The organism is Bacillus sp. 0909A (assembly GCF_036765115.1).
Lineage (GTDB): Bacteria > Bacillota > Bacilli > Bacillales > Bacillaceae > Bacillus > Bacillus mojavensis.
In genome coordinates this window covers 839885-854795 of the sequence record NZ_JBAIZU010000002.1, presented here as the reverse complement: position 1 = coordinate 854795, position 14911 = coordinate 839885, and the positions used below count along the sequence as shown (strand labels likewise).

16 protein-coding genes are annotated in these 14911 nt (G+C 44.9%); 7 read left to right on the top strand and 9 right to left on the bottom strand.

Annotated elements, in window-relative coordinates; all coding sequences use genetic code 11:
• Window positions 1-159: 159 nt before the first annotated feature.
• Window positions 160-1545 carry a hemolysin family protein gene (locus V6D42_RS09730; RefSeq protein ID WP_333513073.1) on the top strand — a complete coding sequence of 462 codons (1386 nt, stop codon included), beginning with the start codon at window positions 160-162 and terminating at the stop codon, window positions 1543-1545.
• Window positions 1546-1558: 13 nt separating this feature from the next.
• Here V6D42_RS09730 and crcB read toward each other — a convergent pair whose 3' ends face one another.
• From crcB to V6D42_RS09715, 3 genes are read right to left on the bottom strand one after another with little or no spacing between them, the layout of a single operon-like run.
• On the bottom strand, window positions 1559-1915 hold the full coding sequence (gene crcB, locus V6D42_RS09725; RefSeq protein WP_333513138.1) for a fluoride efflux transporter CrcB: 357 nt from the start codon (window positions 1913-1915) through the stop codon (window positions 1559-1561).
• Window positions 1915-2307 (bottom strand): fluoride efflux transporter FluC, encoded by a 393-nt coding sequence (locus V6D42_RS09720; RefSeq protein WP_333513072.1) that lies wholly within the window; start codon window positions 2305-2307, stop codon window positions 1915-1917. The genes crcB and V6D42_RS09720 overlap by 1 nt, the downstream gene beginning before the upstream one ends.
• A complete protein-coding gene (locus V6D42_RS09715) occupies window positions 2300-3025 on the bottom strand; it encodes a glycerophosphodiester phosphodiesterase (protein WP_333513071.1) in 726 nt (241 codons plus the stop codon). Before V6D42_RS09715 ends, V6D42_RS09720 begins: the two co-directional genes overlap by 8 nt.
• A 234-nt stretch (window positions 3026-3259) precedes the next feature.
• On the opposite strand from V6D42_RS09715, the gene V6D42_RS09710 reads away from it, so the two are divergent.
• The 3 genes from V6D42_RS09710 to V6D42_RS09700 all read left to right on the top strand — a co-directional run bounded on the left by V6D42_RS09710 (window position 3260) and on the right by V6D42_RS09700 (window position 5462).
• Window positions 3260-3367: a YhdX family protein gene (locus tag V6D42_RS09710; RefSeq protein ID WP_333513070.1), complete on the top strand. Its 108-nt coding sequence runs from the start codon at window positions 3260-3262 to the stop codon at window positions 3365-3367.
• 153 nt (window positions 3368-3520) lie between these two features.
• Entirely contained in the window at window positions 3521-4636 is a 1116-nt protein-coding gene (mscY, locus tag V6D42_RS09705) for a small-conductance mechanosensitive channel protein MscY (RefSeq protein ID WP_333513069.1), read from the top strand.
• 82 nt (window positions 4637-4718) lie between these two features.
• Window positions 4719-5462, top strand: coding sequence for an NAD-dependent protein deacylase (locus tag V6D42_RS09700; protein ID WP_268446626.1), 744 nt, complete (start codon window positions 4719-4721; stop codon window positions 5460-5462).
• A gap of 25 nt (window positions 5463-5487) precedes the next feature.
• Here the strand turns inward: V6D42_RS09700 and V6D42_RS09695 are convergent, their stop codons facing one another.
• Window positions 5488-6336 carry a polysaccharide deacetylase family protein gene (locus V6D42_RS09695; protein WP_333513068.1) on the bottom strand — a complete coding sequence of 283 codons (849 nt, stop codon included), beginning with the start codon at window positions 6334-6336 and terminating at the stop codon, window positions 5488-5490.
• A gap of 282 nt (window positions 6337-6618) precedes the next feature.
• Between V6D42_RS09695 and dat the strand changes: the two genes are divergently transcribed.
• Window positions 6619-7470: a D-amino-acid transaminase gene (gene dat, locus V6D42_RS09690; protein WP_268504788.1), complete on the top strand. Its 852-nt coding sequence runs from the start codon at window positions 6619-6621 to the stop codon at window positions 7468-7470.
• A 37-nt stretch (window positions 7471-7507) separates the two neighbouring features.
• Here the strand turns inward: dat and nhaC are convergent, their stop codons facing one another.
• Together nhaC and V6D42_RS09680 are read right to left on the bottom strand one after the other, a co-directional pair.
• A complete protein-coding gene (gene nhaC / locus V6D42_RS09685) occupies window positions 7508-8869 on the bottom strand; it encodes a Na+/H+ antiporter NhaC (protein WP_333513067.1) in 1362 nt (453 codons plus the stop codon).
• A gap of 125 nt (window positions 8870-8994) precedes the next feature.
• A complete protein-coding gene (locus V6D42_RS09680; protein ID WP_333513066.1) occupies window positions 8995-9495 on the bottom strand; it encodes a universal stress protein in 501 nt (166 codons plus the stop codon).
• Between the two features lie 444 nt (window positions 9496-9939).
• Between V6D42_RS09680 and V6D42_RS09675 the strand changes: the two genes are divergently transcribed.
• Together V6D42_RS09675 and V6D42_RS09670 are read left to right on the top strand one after the other, a co-directional pair.
• Window positions 9940-11697: an ABC transporter ATP-binding protein gene (locus V6D42_RS09675; RefSeq protein WP_333513065.1), complete on the top strand. Its 1758-nt coding sequence runs from the start codon at window positions 9940-9942 to the stop codon at window positions 11695-11697.
• On the top strand, window positions 11694-13715 hold the full coding sequence (locus tag V6D42_RS09670) for an ABC transporter ATP-binding protein (RefSeq protein ID WP_333513064.1): 2022 nt from the start codon (window positions 11694-11696) through the stop codon (window positions 13713-13715). Before V6D42_RS09675 ends, V6D42_RS09670 begins: the two co-directional genes overlap by 4 nt.
• Before the next feature lie 45 nt (window positions 13716-13760).
• Here the strand turns inward: V6D42_RS09670 and V6D42_RS09665 are convergent, their stop codons facing one another.
• From V6D42_RS09665 to sspB, 3 genes are all read right to left on the bottom strand, one after another.
• Window positions 13761-14381: an NAD(P)-dependent oxidoreductase gene (locus tag V6D42_RS09665; RefSeq protein WP_333513063.1), complete on the bottom strand. Its 621-nt coding sequence runs from the start codon at window positions 14379-14381 to the stop codon at window positions 13761-13763.
• Window positions 14382-14418: 37 nt separating this feature from the next.
• A complete protein-coding gene (locus V6D42_RS09660) occupies window positions 14419-14544 on the bottom strand; it encodes a hypothetical protein (RefSeq protein WP_081720765.1) in 126 nt (41 codons plus the stop codon).
• 106 nt (window positions 14545-14650) lie between these two features.
• Complete coding sequence (sspB, locus tag V6D42_RS09655; protein WP_010333571.1) at window positions 14651-14854, bottom strand: beta type acid-soluble spore protein SspB; 204 nt, start codon at window positions 14852-14854, stop codon at window positions 14651-14653.
• Window positions 14855-14911: the final 57 nt, after the last annotated feature.

The window sequence follows — 14911 nt, the reverse complement described above, 5'->3', positions numbered from 1 at the left end:
TGTTACAATAAAATATACAATTTATAATCAAACTTTGACTTGGAGGTGGTATGATGGGGCCCTCTGCTTAGGCAACAATACACCGCGTACCTCAATGTTAAGGAAAAATGATTATATCAGGAGGTGACTCCTTATCCTTTAATGAGGGGATAAGGTTAAATGGACGATATTGACAGTCTGATTTTAATTGGTGTGCTCATTGCTTTAACTGCATTTTTCGTCGCAAGTGAGTTTGCGATTGTTAGAGTAAGGAGATCCAAAATTGATCAGCTTATAACAGAAGGAAACAAACGGGCGATACTCGCAAAGCGTGTCATTACAGATTTGGATGAATATTTATCTGCATCCCAGCTGGGCATTACAGTGACATCAATTGGACTCGGTGTGCTGGGGGAGCCGGCATTTGAACGGTTGCTGCATCCATTGTTTGAACCGCTCGGCCTGCCGGAATCGGTTTCTCATGCAGTCTCTTTTGCGGTCGCGTACGGCTTGATTACATTTCTGCATGTTGTTGTAGGTGAACTGGCTCCGAAAACGGTCGCGATTCAAAAGGCTGAACAGCTAACCTTGCTGATAGCGGGTCCGTTGCGACTATTCTATTTGCTTCTGTTTCCGTTTATTTGGATCCTGAATGGATCGGCGCGGCTTTTATGCGGCATGTTTGGTTTGAAGCCGGCGTCAGAACATGAGGGTTCTCATTCTGAAGAAGAACTCAGAATGCTGTTGTCTGAGAGTTTAAAAAACGGAGAGATTAATCCGTCTGAATATAAATATGTGAATAAGATTTTTGAATTTGATAACCGCATTGCCAAAGAAATTATGATACCGCGGAAGGAAATGGCCGCTGTATCAACGGATATGACAATGGCTGAGATGCTGGAGGTTATGCTGAAAGAAAAATACACCCGCTGGCCTGTCACAGATGGGGACAAAGACAGTGTCATCGGCTTGGTCAATACGAAGCATTTGTTTTCTGACTTGCTGTTTATGACAGAAGAGGAAAGAATGAAAATGACGATCCATCCGTATGTGCGGCCAGTGATCGAAGTCATTGAAACAATTCCGGTTCATGATCTGCTGATTAAAATGCAGCATGAACGCATTCATATGGCGATTTTGTCGGATGAATATGGAGGAACCTCGGGACTTGTCACGACAGAGGATATTCTTGAAGAAATTGTCGGCGAGATCAGAGATGAATTTGATGAAGACGAACAGCCGTTGATTCAAAAGCTTGGCGACCGCCATTATGTTATGGATGGAAAGGTTCGCATGGATCAGGTGAACAGCCTTCTCGGCGCGTCGATTCAAGAAGACGTGGACACTATCGGCGGGCTGATATTGAAAGAAAACATTGATATTGAGGCTGGCGAATCCATTCGCATCGGATCATATACGATAAAGGTGCTGAAGATGGATGGCCGTTTGATTAAGCAAATAGATATAAAAGAAGAACTCAGCCAGACAACCGGGATTACGGCCCACCATAAGCTGCCGATGCCCGATCCGGTCATGCTGAACAGTGCAACCTTGAGCGAGAAATAAGCTCAAGGTTTTTTTATGTCAGCAGCGTCCAGCCGCACCAAAACGCCAGAAGGGACCCGCAAAGCGTTAAACCGATGTATAGGATGCTTTCCTTTACACGCTTGGCCAGCAAGAGCTGAACACTTTCAACGCTGAAAGTGGAAAACGTGGTAAAGGCGCCAAAAAAGCCGGTGCCGATGATGAGTGCTGCAGATGAATTTGTCACATGAAGCCCTGTAAAAAGCCCAAGGCCGAGGGCACCCAGTATATTAACGATCAAAATGCCGACTGGAAAACGAAGGCTTTGCGTTTTAGATGTTATGATATTGCCAAGCCAAAAACGCAGCACAGCACCGAGTCCTCCCGCTGCGAAAATACCAGCCAGTGTCATCATTGCTTCCGCCCCTTTCCTATTCGAAATTGGGCTATTCGCCGTCCTGCCAAAACGCCAAAGAGCGCAAGCCCGATTCCGGATATGAATGAGAGCGCCATATACAAAACAGCTAATGACGAATGCGATTGCAACAGCATGACCGTTTCTTTAGAAAACGTTGACATGGTTGTAAAACCTCCGCAAAAACCGGTGCCTAAAAAAGCCGATAGCAAAGGCCGTTTCGCCCTAATCATAAAAAAACCGGTCAGAATGCCTAAAAGAAGGCTGCCTGCCGCGTTCTCCAGCCAAGTTGCAGCCGGAAATATATTATTGTTTATGCCGATGGTACATCCGTATCGGAGACAAGCGCCAAGGGCGCCTCCAATAAAAACCGCACTATATCTATTCATGTTTTCCATCCTTTAATACGTAGTCCGGGTAGTCTGTGACAATTCCGTCGACGCCCATGGCCTGCAGTTTGGCTGCTGTTTTCTGATGCTTTACTGTCCATGCAAACACTTTTAATCCATTTTTATGGGCGGAAGCGATCATGAGACGATTGAGACGTGTGTATTTGATATTGACATAATTTGCGAAAGCTTTGCAGGCTTTCAGCTGATTTCTGGACAGCATGCCAAAATTCGGTCTTGTAATAACAGCTGTCGGAATCGATGGATAAAGCGCGCGGAACCTTTGGATGGAACGGAAACCAAAGGATTGAACAATATTGTTAATAGAAAAAGAAAATTGTCCTAACAGCTGTCCCACTTCTTCTTCAATCCCGATTTGCGAAGGGTGGCCCTTTAGTTCAATTAAAAGGCCGATTTTTTTGTGGTAGCGCTTGAGCACCGCCTCCAGAGTTGGGATTTTTTCTCCTTGAAAAGCGGGGCCGTACCAGCTTCCTGCATCAAGTGCCTGCAGCTCCTTCAGTGTAAAATCCTTAACAAAGCCTGAGCCGTTTGTTGTCCGGTCCACTCTGTCATCGTGTATAACGACAATCTGCCTGTCTTTTGTAAGCTGGACATCCAGCTCAATCATATCTGCATTCATTTCTGCCGCGAGATCAAATGCAGCAATTGTATTTTCGGGAGCGTAGCCGGATGCTCCGCGGTGGGCAATGGTGTACAAGCTTGTCAGCTCCTCATATGGGCATTTCTGTTATTGTATCAAATCCATATATGCACCGCGATACCAACTTGTGAATTTTTTTCTGGCATAGTTGAATAGTCCAGGCTGACCGCAACGTATAACTGAAACAGAAACACCCATCGTATCCAAGCATACTTCTACAGAAAAATAGTGCTTTCGACATGTTCACAAAATATTCTGTTACTTTATAATAGCAAAAAAGGAGGCGAGATCATGGGAAAAGGGAGAATCAGAGTGGAGGAAAGTATTAAAGCCGAAACAGATGCTGAAATGCAAAAAGCAACTCTCCTTGATCAGACACAAACGAAAAAAAGTAAGTGACTGTCCCTATTGAATCTGGCTGAATGGTTAATATGAGAAGTTGCCCCGGCGCTCCGCCGGGGTTTTGTATGTTATGAAGAAGACATTTAGAGGAGCATTTTGCCGAATGTTTTAGTATAATAAACATTCGATTGGAATAGAGGGGAGACTGCCATGCTAGATTATCTGCAGCAATATTTCACGCTTGATAAAATCATTCAAACCGGCATCAGTTTGGCAATTTTGCTGTTGTTTCTTATACTAAGAAAACTGTTTACAAGATATCTCTTTAATTTGCTTTTTAATATGACAAACAAACCGAAAACTGAAATTTTTAAACAGGTGGTTGTGGCATTCGATAAGCCAGCCAGATGGTTTTTTGTTGCCTTAGGGCTGTTTTTGGCGATTCGTTATTCACCGTTTTTAGATGAGCAGATGCCGCTGATCAGCAAAATATATCGCTCGCTGATTGTGGCGCTGTTGTGCTGGGGGCTTTGTAATTTGACTGCTACATCATCTTTTATTTTTCATAAAGTGAATCAGCGCTTCGAACTGGATATGGATGACATTCTGGCGCCGTTCTTATCTAAACTGCTCCGTTTTGTCATTATAGCGCTCAGTGTGAGCGTGATCGCCCAGGAATTTAATTATGACGTCAATGGGTTTGTGGCTGGTCTTGGGCTTGGCGGATTGGCTTTTGCGCTAGCTGCGAAAGACACGATCAGCAACTTCTTTGGCGGGATCATCATTATCACTGAAAAACCGTTTACGATCGGTGATTGGGTGGAAACGGCGACAGTGACCGGATCTGTGGAGGATATTACCTTCAGAAGCACAAGATTCAGAACAGCGCAGGGTGCACTAGTAACGGTGCCAAATTCCACGCTGTCGATGGAAGCCATCACGAACTGGACGAGAATGACCAAGCGCCAGATTACGTTTTCCATTCATGTATCCTACGCTACGCCGATTGAGAACCTTGAACGCTCTATTCGTTCTCTTAGAACAATGCTCATGGAGCATGAGGGCGTTCATAATGAAACGATCATGGTCAATTTTGATACGTTTGCCGACAGCTATTACAATTTATTTTTCAACTTCTATACAAAAACAACGGTTTGGGCTGAAAACCTCGATATTAGAGAGGACATCAACTATAAAATCATTGAAATCCTTGGCGCAGAGGGTGTCGAGTTTGCATATCCCGGCCAAATGGTTGTTGTAAAGCAAAAGCACCAAAGCGATCCGTTCCAAGTGAATCTAAATAAAGAGGAAAAGGAACGGGCATAAAAAAGAAAGACTTCGTCTGCAAAGAGGCGAAGTCTTTTTCATGGTAAAATAAGAGAAAAAATGACTGTAAGGCGGTGTTGAATTGGAAGCATTCAGAAACATGCTGAATGAAGCACAGCGAATTGTCGTGCTGACCGGAGCGGGAATGAGCACAGAATCAGGCATACCCGATTTTCGCTCAGCCGGCGGCATCTGGACTGAGGATGCCTCAAGGATGGAGGCGATGAGCCTCGATTATTTTTTAAGCCAACCGCGTCTGTTTTGGCCTAAGTTCAAAGAATTGTTTCAAATGAAAATGAGCGGGAGTTATGAACCGAATGAAGGGCATTTGCTTTTGGCTGAACTGGAGAAACAAGGGAAGCAGGTGGATATATTCACACAAAACATTGACGGCCTTCATAGGAAAGCCGGAAGCAGACATGTATACGAATTGCATGGCTCTATCCAAACAGCGAGCTGTCTCTCATGCGGCGCCCGATATGATCTCCCTCATTTGCTGAAGCATGATGTGCCGGAGTGTACTGCGGTCGGACATGACGGTGAGGTGTGCGGAACGGTATTAAAAACCGATGTCGTTCTGTTTGGCGATGCCGTTTTGCATTTTGACACGCTTTATGAGAAGCTGGATAAAGCCGACCTATTATTGGTAATCGGCACGTCTCTTGAAGTTGCTCCCGCCAGATTTGTGCCTGAGGATGCAAGCCGGATTCCAGGCATTAATAAAGCTATTATTAACCTGGAGCCGACGTACTGCGACAGTTTGTTTGATTTCGTCATCCATCAAAAAATCGGAGAGTTTGCCCGGAGCTTGGGCATAAAAAAGTGAGGCCGCAGATAAGCGCCTCACTTTTTTATTCGTGAACAGGAACCATTGTGTCTTTTAACACACCGAAGGAATAGCCCTTTTCTTTCAGTTTATGGATGAGCACCGGCAGTGCGTTTACTGTAGCAGGAAGATCGTGCATGAGAATCACATACGGCCGATTTGAATGGCTGTGTTCCATATTGTCAAGCTGCTGCAGTACTTCTGCTACGTATTTTGAGTTGCGGTATTTCCAGTCCATGCTGTCAATCGTCCAATCCCAGTATACAAAACCGTCTTTTTCTAGATTGCGAATTTGTGAATCTGTAAGAGACGGCTTGCTCCCATAGGGCGTTCTAACGAGATCGGTGCGATAGCCTGTAATGCTTTCCAGCGTGTCACGCGCCTGCTGCATTTCTTTTAGCGGTGATGTCGGCGTTTGATAAAACAATTTGTTATTATGCGTGACCCCGTGTAAACCGAGTGCATGCCCTTCATTTTCGGCCCTTTTAACCGCGTGTTTGAATTCGTTCATTCGCGGTGACAGCATAAAAAATGTCGCCTTTACATCGGCGCTTTTCAATACGTCCAGCAAGCGGTTTGTATAGGCTGATGGGCCATCATCGAATGTTAAGTAAACCGTTTTGTCTCCCATATTTTGTTCGGTCTGCAAATGTTTTATCAGCAGGCCTGGGGAGTCGTCTTTCAGCTTCAGGCTTTCCTTCTCATCACGAAGCTGGCTGTTTGTTGTGACAGTGATTTCTTTTGCTTTCGAGGAGCTGTTGGAATAACCTAAAATCACCATAAGCAAAAGCAGCACACATAAAACTGCTAAACTTGCAAATTTAAAAGCAAGCGAAACTGCAGAAGGAGAAGCATCTCCTCTCGTTTGTCGCATATCAATCTCTCCAGTGGCATAAAATCTCTACATACCGCTGTATTGGCAGCCCTGAAGGTGCCATTGTTTACAACCTATGTATTACGAGTCAAGTATACAGGAATAAAACTGGAAAGAACATAGAAAAAATGTCGAAATGTCGGATTTTAAGGAAAAAATAATCTCCTTCCCAGCTATCGAGCTCTTGATCTTTCTGTTTTTCAGCTGGTTTAATATGGTAGAATGAGTGACAATGACAGCTTGATTAGACATCATGATTAATACGAAAAAGGGAGGGTTTATATGAAGATTTTGGTTAATGGCCAGCTGGTGGAGCGGAACGAGGCATCCATTGATGTGGAAGATCGCGGCTATCAGTTTGGAGACGGAATCTATGAGGTTATCAGGGTGTATAAAGGAGTACTATTCGGCTTACGCGAGCATGCGGAGCGTTTATTCAGAAGCGCGGCTGAGATCGGAATTTCACTGCCGTTCAGTTTAGAAGATTTAGAGTGGGACCTGCAAAAGCTTGTGCAGGAAAATGCGGTCAGCGACGGAGCGGTTTACATTCAAACAACCAGAGGGGTTGCTCCGCGAAAACACCAATATGAAGCGGGACTTGAGCCGCAGACGACTGCCTATACATTTTCTGTTAAAAAGCCGGAACAGGAGCAGGCATACGGCGTTTCTGCCATCACGGATGAAGATCTTCGCTGGCTGAGATGCGATATTAAAAGTCTGAATTTACTGTATAATGTGATGGCAAAACAGAAAGCTTATGAAGCGGGAGCATTTGAAGGCATTTTAATAAGAGACGGAATTGTTACAGAAGGTACATCTTCTAATGTTTATGCCGTTTTAAACGGTACGGTGCGGACGCATCCGGCTAACCGAATGATTCTCAATGGGATTACACGAAAGAATATTTTGGATCTCATCGTAAAGAACGGCATAGAGCTTGATGAAAAGCCAGTTACTGAGGAAGAGCTGAGACAGGCGGACGAAATCTTTATTTCTTCAACGACGGCAGAAATTATTCCGGTTGTGACGCTTGATGGGAAATCAGTCGGAAGCGGAGTGCCCGGACCGGTGACAAAACAGCTGCAGGCTGCTTTTCAAGAATGTATTCAGCAGGCAGCCCGCGTATCATTTTAATGATAAAAAAGAGCCCGCTTTGCAAGCGGCGCTCTTTTTATTTTTTTACAAATCCAACTAAAATCGAGATCATCGGGGATATATAGAGGAAGAATGCAAATGGGATATAGTCAATGACGGGAACACCAAGCGCGGTTGCCATAAAAGCCCCGCTGACGCCCCAAGGGATCAATGGATTAATCAATGTTCCACCGTCCTCTAATGATCTTGATAGAAACTTCCGCTGAATGTTTTGTTTGTCATATAAAGACTTAAAAGATTGTCCTGGTATTAATATAGATAAGTACTGTTCGCCTGTTGCAAGATTAACACCGATACTTGAGCAGACAGTTGCTGCAATGAGACTGCCCTTTGAACGGATTCCTTTCATTACACCCTCCAATAGTGCGGAGATCAGGCCGATTTCCTCCATTAAACCGCCGAGTGCAAAAGCGATCATAATAAGAGAAACTGAGCCCATCATGGATTGCAGTCCGCCTCTGTTGATGATTTTGGCGGCTGCCTCATTGTCAGTTTCGAACATGGTGCCATTTTGCAGGGCTGACATAAAAGCCTGAATGCTGCTGTCGGGAACGAAAATGGCTGTCAAAATTCCCGAGGAAATAATACCGGCAGTCAGAACGGGAATAACGGACACGCGCTTAATCGCCAGCAAAACAACTAAGAGCGGAGAAAGAAGCGCCCACGGTGTGACATTTGCTGCATTTTTTATTCCGGCAATAACGTGTGCAATATCACCTGTTGAAGCAGCGTCCGCTGAGACTGAAAAACCAAGGAAGTAAAAAAGGACAACAGTGATCAGCAAGGCGGGAATGGTTGTGCCCATCATGTTGCGAATGTGTTCAAAGATTGATATTTCGCCTATACCCGCAGCAAAATTTGTTGTATCCGACATCGGTGACATTTTATCACCAAAGCAAGCTCCGCAAATGACTGCCCCTGCCGTCCATTCGAGCGGAACGCCTGCCGCGCTTGCCACGCCAATCAGTGCCACGCCAATTGTACTTACTGTTGTCAGGCTTGAGCCGACAAGTGTGCTGATGATCATGCAGGAAAACAAAGCAGTCAAAAGAAGGTGGCTCGGTTCAATAAAGGACAATGCATAAACAGTAACGGACGGTATGGCGCCGCTGTACATCCAAGCGCCGATTAAGATACCGATCAGCGCCAGAACGATAATCGGCTGTACACCGTTTTTAATCCCGCTAACAATTCCTTTTTCAAGGCTATTCCAGGAAAAACCGTACCATAAACCGGCTGCTGAGAGCAGGACAACGCATAGGAACAGCGGGATATGCGGTTCTGTATGAAGAAAAAATAAGCAGGAGATAATGACTCCTAACATTAATATAAATAAACCGACGGCTAACGGAAACGTCAGCTTTTTTTGAGAATCCAAAACAACACCCCATCATTTTCTTTAATGCTTTTGTGCTTTTGGGCACGAAAGCATTATATCAGAAAAAAACGAAAATCCATATTTTTTCACAATTATGAATTTAAAAAAGCGAGCACATGGCGTGCTCACTTTACGATCAGAACCGGTATGTCTGATTTCGCCGAAAGCTTTTCACTTACACTTCCAAACAAAAGTTTCTTCAGTCTGTTTTGGTCTCTGCTTCCGGTTACAATCAGATCGGCTGAAACCCGGTTGGCATGCTCGATAATTGATTCAGCCGGGTCACCTTCTAATATATCGATATCTCCCTCTGTCAGTTGATCATTCAGCATCATTCTGGCTTCGGCGATGACTTCTTCCGTACGGTCTTGATAAATCATTGGCTCCGTTGGTGCAACATCTGATATCAGCGGATCAGGAACACTTGTCATGCCTCCGCCAATATAGCTTGCCCCTGCTGCGGGCCTCGGCGGGTCGATGATGGTCTGGTTGTCTTTCATATCATGTGAATGGGCGACTGTTATGGCTGCATTTACCGTTTTCGCAAGATCAATGGCTGTCTGAAGCGCTTTCTTACTGTTTTCACTTCCGTCAAACGCAACAATAATACGGTCAGCATGAAACATCATTCTCACCCTTTCAAAAACGTCGTACAATACAATACCCGAAATAAAATCTATTTAATCTTTTTCTCGGCAGTAATGATTGACAAAAAAAGGTTTTGTTTATATTATGAAAAAAGAGTGAAAAATCAGAATGAATGGAGGGTTTGCTATGCCAAGGAATGATATGTCTTACAGAACAGTTTCATATTGGCGCGGCAAACCCTTATTCTGTTATTTTGATTTGGGTTAATCCGCGCGCCGAAAAGCGCTCTGTACATCATAATCAATAACAAAAGGCATGGAGCTGACGCTTCATGCCTTTTTTATATACAAAATCTTAAGAAAGACAGGTGTATCGGATGTGAAGACAAATACAGAGGCAAGGATTGGTTATGACAACCTGAACGAAAAGAGCTGCAAGGAAAAAATAGAAGGCGGCTGACGAGATAAAGGAGATGGGGATGGATGTTTTCAGTATTGAAAAAGCTGGGCTGGTTTTTTAAAGCCTACTGGCTGCGCTATACGATTGCGATTGTGCTTTTATTATGTGTAAATGTACTTGAGATGTTTCCGCCTAAACTGTTGGGGAACGCCATCGACGATATGAAATCGGGGGAGTTTACCTCAGGCGGGCTGCTGTTTTATGTCAGCGTATTTTTAGGTTTGACGGCGGTGGTGTATATCATGTCTTATTTTTGGATGCACCAGCTGTTCGGCGGAGCGAATGTGATGGAAAAAATTCTCCGCTCTAAGCTGATGGGTCATTTGCTGAAAATGGCACCGCCGTTTTATGAGAAATACAGAACAGGAGATTTAATGGCGCGGGGGACAAATGATCTCCAGGCTGTTAGTTTAACGACGGGGTTTGGCATTTTGACGTTAGTCGACTCGACGATGTTTATGATGACGATCTTTTTGACGATGGGATTTTTGATTAGCTGGAAGCTGACGCTTGCAGCGATTATACCGCTTCCCATTATGGCTGTTGCCATCAGCATATACGGAAGTAAAATTCATGAGAGGTTTACAGAGGCACAACATTCATTCGGAGCGTTGAATGATAGGGTGCTCGAATCAGTCTCGGGTGTGAGAGTGATTCGCGCTTATGTGCAGGAAACAAATGATGAACGCCGTTTTAATGAAATGACGGCCGATGTGTACCGGAAGAATATGAAGGTAGCCTTTATCGATTCTCTGTTTGAGCCGACTGTTAAGCTGCTTGTCGGCGCCAGCTATCTGATTGGACTGGGGTATGGAGCGTTTCTTGTTTTCCGCAATGAGCTGACGCTCGGCGAGCTTGTTTCCTTTAATGTCTATTTGGGCATGATGATTTGGCCGATGTTTGCGATCGGTGAATTAATTAATGTGATGCAGCGCGGCAACGCGTCCTTAGATCGGGTAAATGAAACCCTTTCTTATGAACCGGACGTGACAGATCCGAAGCGGCCGTCTGATCTAGAAGAGCCTGGAGACATCGTTTTCAGCCATGTCAGCTTTACATATCCAAGCTCAACAAATGTAAATATTCAGGATGTTTCTTTTACCGTGCGAAAAGGGCAGACCGTCGGGATTGCCGGTAAAACTGGGAGCGGGAAAACGACGATCATTAAGCAGCTTTTGCGCCAGTATCCAGCCGGTGAAGGGAGCATCACATGTTCAGGTGTGCCGATTGAGCAGATTCCTCTTGATCGGCTCCGCGGGTGGATTGGATATGTGCCACAGGATCATTTACTGTTTTCCCGGTCTGTAAAAGAAAACATCTTGTACGGAAAGCTTGACGCAAGTGATGCTGAGGTAAAGAAGGCTGTTTCAGAAGCTCATTTTGAAAAAGACTTGCAAATGCTTCCGGACGGTCTGGAGACAATGGTGGGGGAAAAAGGCGTCGCACTCTCTGGAGGGCAAAAACAAAGAATTTCAATCGCGAGGGCGCTGATGGCGAATCCGGAGATTTTAATCCTGGATGATTCTCTTTCCGCTGTAGATGCGAAAACAGAGGCGGCCATTATCAGCAACATCAGGAAAAACCGCCAAGAGAAAACGACATTTATTCTGACGCACCGTTTATCCGCTGTGGAGCATGCCGATCTCATCCTTGTGATGGACGGCGGCGTGATTTCTGAGAGAGGCACACATCAAGAGCTGATGGCCAATAACGGATGGTATCGGGAACAATACGAAAGGCAGCAGCTGTTCACTGCGGAAGAAGGGGGAGCAGGGGCATGAAGACAGGAAAAACCTTATGGAGATACGCACTCCTATATAAAAAATTGCTCATCACTGCCGTCCTGTTGCTTGCGATTGCAGTCGGGGCAGAGCTGACCGGACCGTTTATCGGCAAAAAAATGATTGACGACCACATTCTCGGCATTGAAAAAACATGGTATGAGGTCTCAGAAAAAGATAAAAATGCAGTTAAATTTAACGGCACATCCTACGTCAGGGAGGACCGGATGCAGGGATCGGCTGCTAAAGAGAAAGAAGTGCATATTTATCAAGTGGGAATGGCGTTTTACTTTGTTGATCAGGCTGTCAGCTTTGACGGGAACAGAACGGTTTCTGACGGAAAGCTGACGATCACTAACGGAAACGAAAGCCGGACGTATCCTGCTGAACAGCTGACAAAGCAGGAGATTTTTCAGTTCTATAAGCCGGAAATGAAGGGGATGACGTTTCTCATTTTTCTGTATGCCGGTTTGCTTGTCTTCTCGGTATTTTTCCAATATGGTCAGCATTATTTATTGCAGATGAGTGCCAACCGCATTATTCAAAAGATGAGACAGGATGTGTTTTCCCGCATTCAGAAACTGCCGATCCGTTATTTTGATAATCTTCCGGCGGGCAAAGTAGTCGCAAGAATTACAAATGATACCGAGGCAATCAGAGATTTATATGTGACAGTGCTATCGACGTTTGTGACAAGCGGCATATATATGATCGGGATATTTACGGCGTTGTTCCTGCTGGATGTAAAGCTCGCGTTTTTATGCTTGGCGATTGTGCCGATCATCTGGCTGTGGTCGATTATCTACCGGAAATACGCTTCCTATTATAATCATCAAATCCGTTCGATCAATAGTGACATTAATGCAAAAATGAATGAGTCCATTCAAGGCATGCCGATCATCCAAGCTTTTCGCCATCAAAAAGAAACAATGAGAGAGTTTGAGGAATTAAATGAATCTCATTATTACTATCAGAACAGGATGCTGAATTTAAACTCCTTAATGTCACACAACCTTGTGAATGTGATCCGCAACCTTGCGTTTGTTTGTCTGATCTGGCATTTTGGCGGCGCAAGCCTAAACGCGGCAGGAATTGTTTCCATCGGTGTGCTGTACGCGTTTGTGGATTACTTAAACCGCTTATTCCAGCCGATTACAGGTATTGTCAATCAGTTTTCTAAACTGGAACTGGCGCGGGTGTCCGCCGGGCGTGTTTTTGAACTGCTTGAAGAAAAGGAAACGGAAGAAGCGGGTGAACCGGCGAAGGAGCGCGCGCTGGGGCGGGTTGAATTTCGAGACGTATCATTTGCTTACCGAGAAGGAGAAACTGTTTTGAAACACATCTCCTTTACAGCACAACAAGGCGAAACTGTAGCGCTTGTCGGCCATACCGGTTCAGGTAAGAGCTCGATTTTAAATATCCTTTTCCGCTTTTATGATGCGCAAAAAGGGGATGTGCTCATCGATGGGAGAAGCATTTACAGCATGTCAAGGCAGGAACTTAGATCCCATATGGGAATTGTGCTTCAGGACCCTTATTTATTTTCAGGAACAATCGGTTCTAACGTCAGTCTGGAGGATGAAAGAATTTCGAAAGAAGACATCATAGAAGCACTGCGGCAAGTCGGGGCTGAGTCGCTTCTTGAAAAGCTTCCGAAAGGCATTAGCGAACCTGTCATTGAAAAAGGCAGCACGCTATCCTCGGGAGAGCGGCAGCTTATTTCCTTTGCAAGAGCTCTGGCGTACGATCCCGCTATTTTGATTTTGGATGAAGCAACAGCGCATATTGATACGGAGACAGAGGCTTTGATCCAGAAGGCGCTGGATGTAGTGAAACAAGGGCGCACGACATTTGTCATTGCCCATCGGCTTTCAACCATCAGAAACGCGGATCAAATTTTAGTGCTTGTAAAAGGAGAAATTGTGGAGAAAGGGAATCATGAGGAACTAATGGCATTAAAAGGGCAATATTATCAAATGTATAAGCTGCAAAAAGGGCAGAAGCATTCCATTGCATAGCTTTCAAAAACCCAAGACATCCAATGTTTTGGGTTTTTGTACGCATTAATAAGCCAGTCCTACCCGGCAGCCGATATAGTCTCCTGTAAGAAGCTCGTGATACAGAAAAGCCGCTGTGTCGCCGACAGTGATCATTTTGCCTTCTACCGGCAAGACGTTGCGTTCTGCACGGTATTCACCCGCTGCTTCTCCGTCGGGAAGATATGTGGGGCAGATAATGGTCCAGTCTAAGGACGAAGCTCTGAGCATTTCATATACCTTTGCATGCTCCTTGGCAGCGCGGGTCAGTTTTCGTTTTGTTTCGTTTGTTTCAAATCGGTATTTTCCTGGTTCAATCCGTGAATTAAGAATGCCCGCGGTGCCGATCGTTATGACCCGTTGGATATGCTGTTCCTGCATAATGGCAAGAATATGTGTCATGGCAGCTGACAGCGTATCATCGCCATCTGTTCCGAGACAGCTGATGACGATCTGAGCATCTTTCATGACTTCTTTCACATTTTCCCGGCAGCGAGCATTCCCGATAACGATCCGTTCTTTCGGCAGATCAAGTTTATCATTTGGTGACCTGATCAAGGCGTAAATATCAAGTTGTTCATCGGTGCCTGCCAATTTTAAAAAGGCTTGTCCGACCCGGCCGCTTGCCCCAAATAAAGCAATTTTCATGAAAAAACCTCCTCGCCCCCATTATAAAAGGATGTACTCAGTTTGAACAGCGTGGGAAAGAATACCTGTACAAGAATGCAGAACGATGGGAAACATATTCGTTAATCATGGATATACTTACGAACTGCACCAGCTCCCAATTCACAATCGCGATGAATGGCACCCTCATTCCCTCCCTTTTTTTCTAGGATATGTGGAGCAGGAAAAAAGGGTGACAAATATAAAGAAGGCGCGGAAACCGCGCCTTCTGTCAGCCATTTATTGAATTGTTATTGTACGCGGCCGCCCATGTTCTGCTGAGCGAAAGATACTAAACGTTTTGTGATTTCTCCTCCGACAGAACCGTTAGCGCGGGAAGTCGTATCCGCTCCAAGGTTAACGCCGAATTCAGAAGCGATCTCAAGTTTCATTTGGTCGATAGCCTGAGCTGCGCCAGGTACTAGCAATTGATTTGAAGAGTTTTGGTTAGCCATGTGTAAAATCTCCTTTATTATTTGATATGGTTGGGTTAACTGGAGTTGCACCAGTCT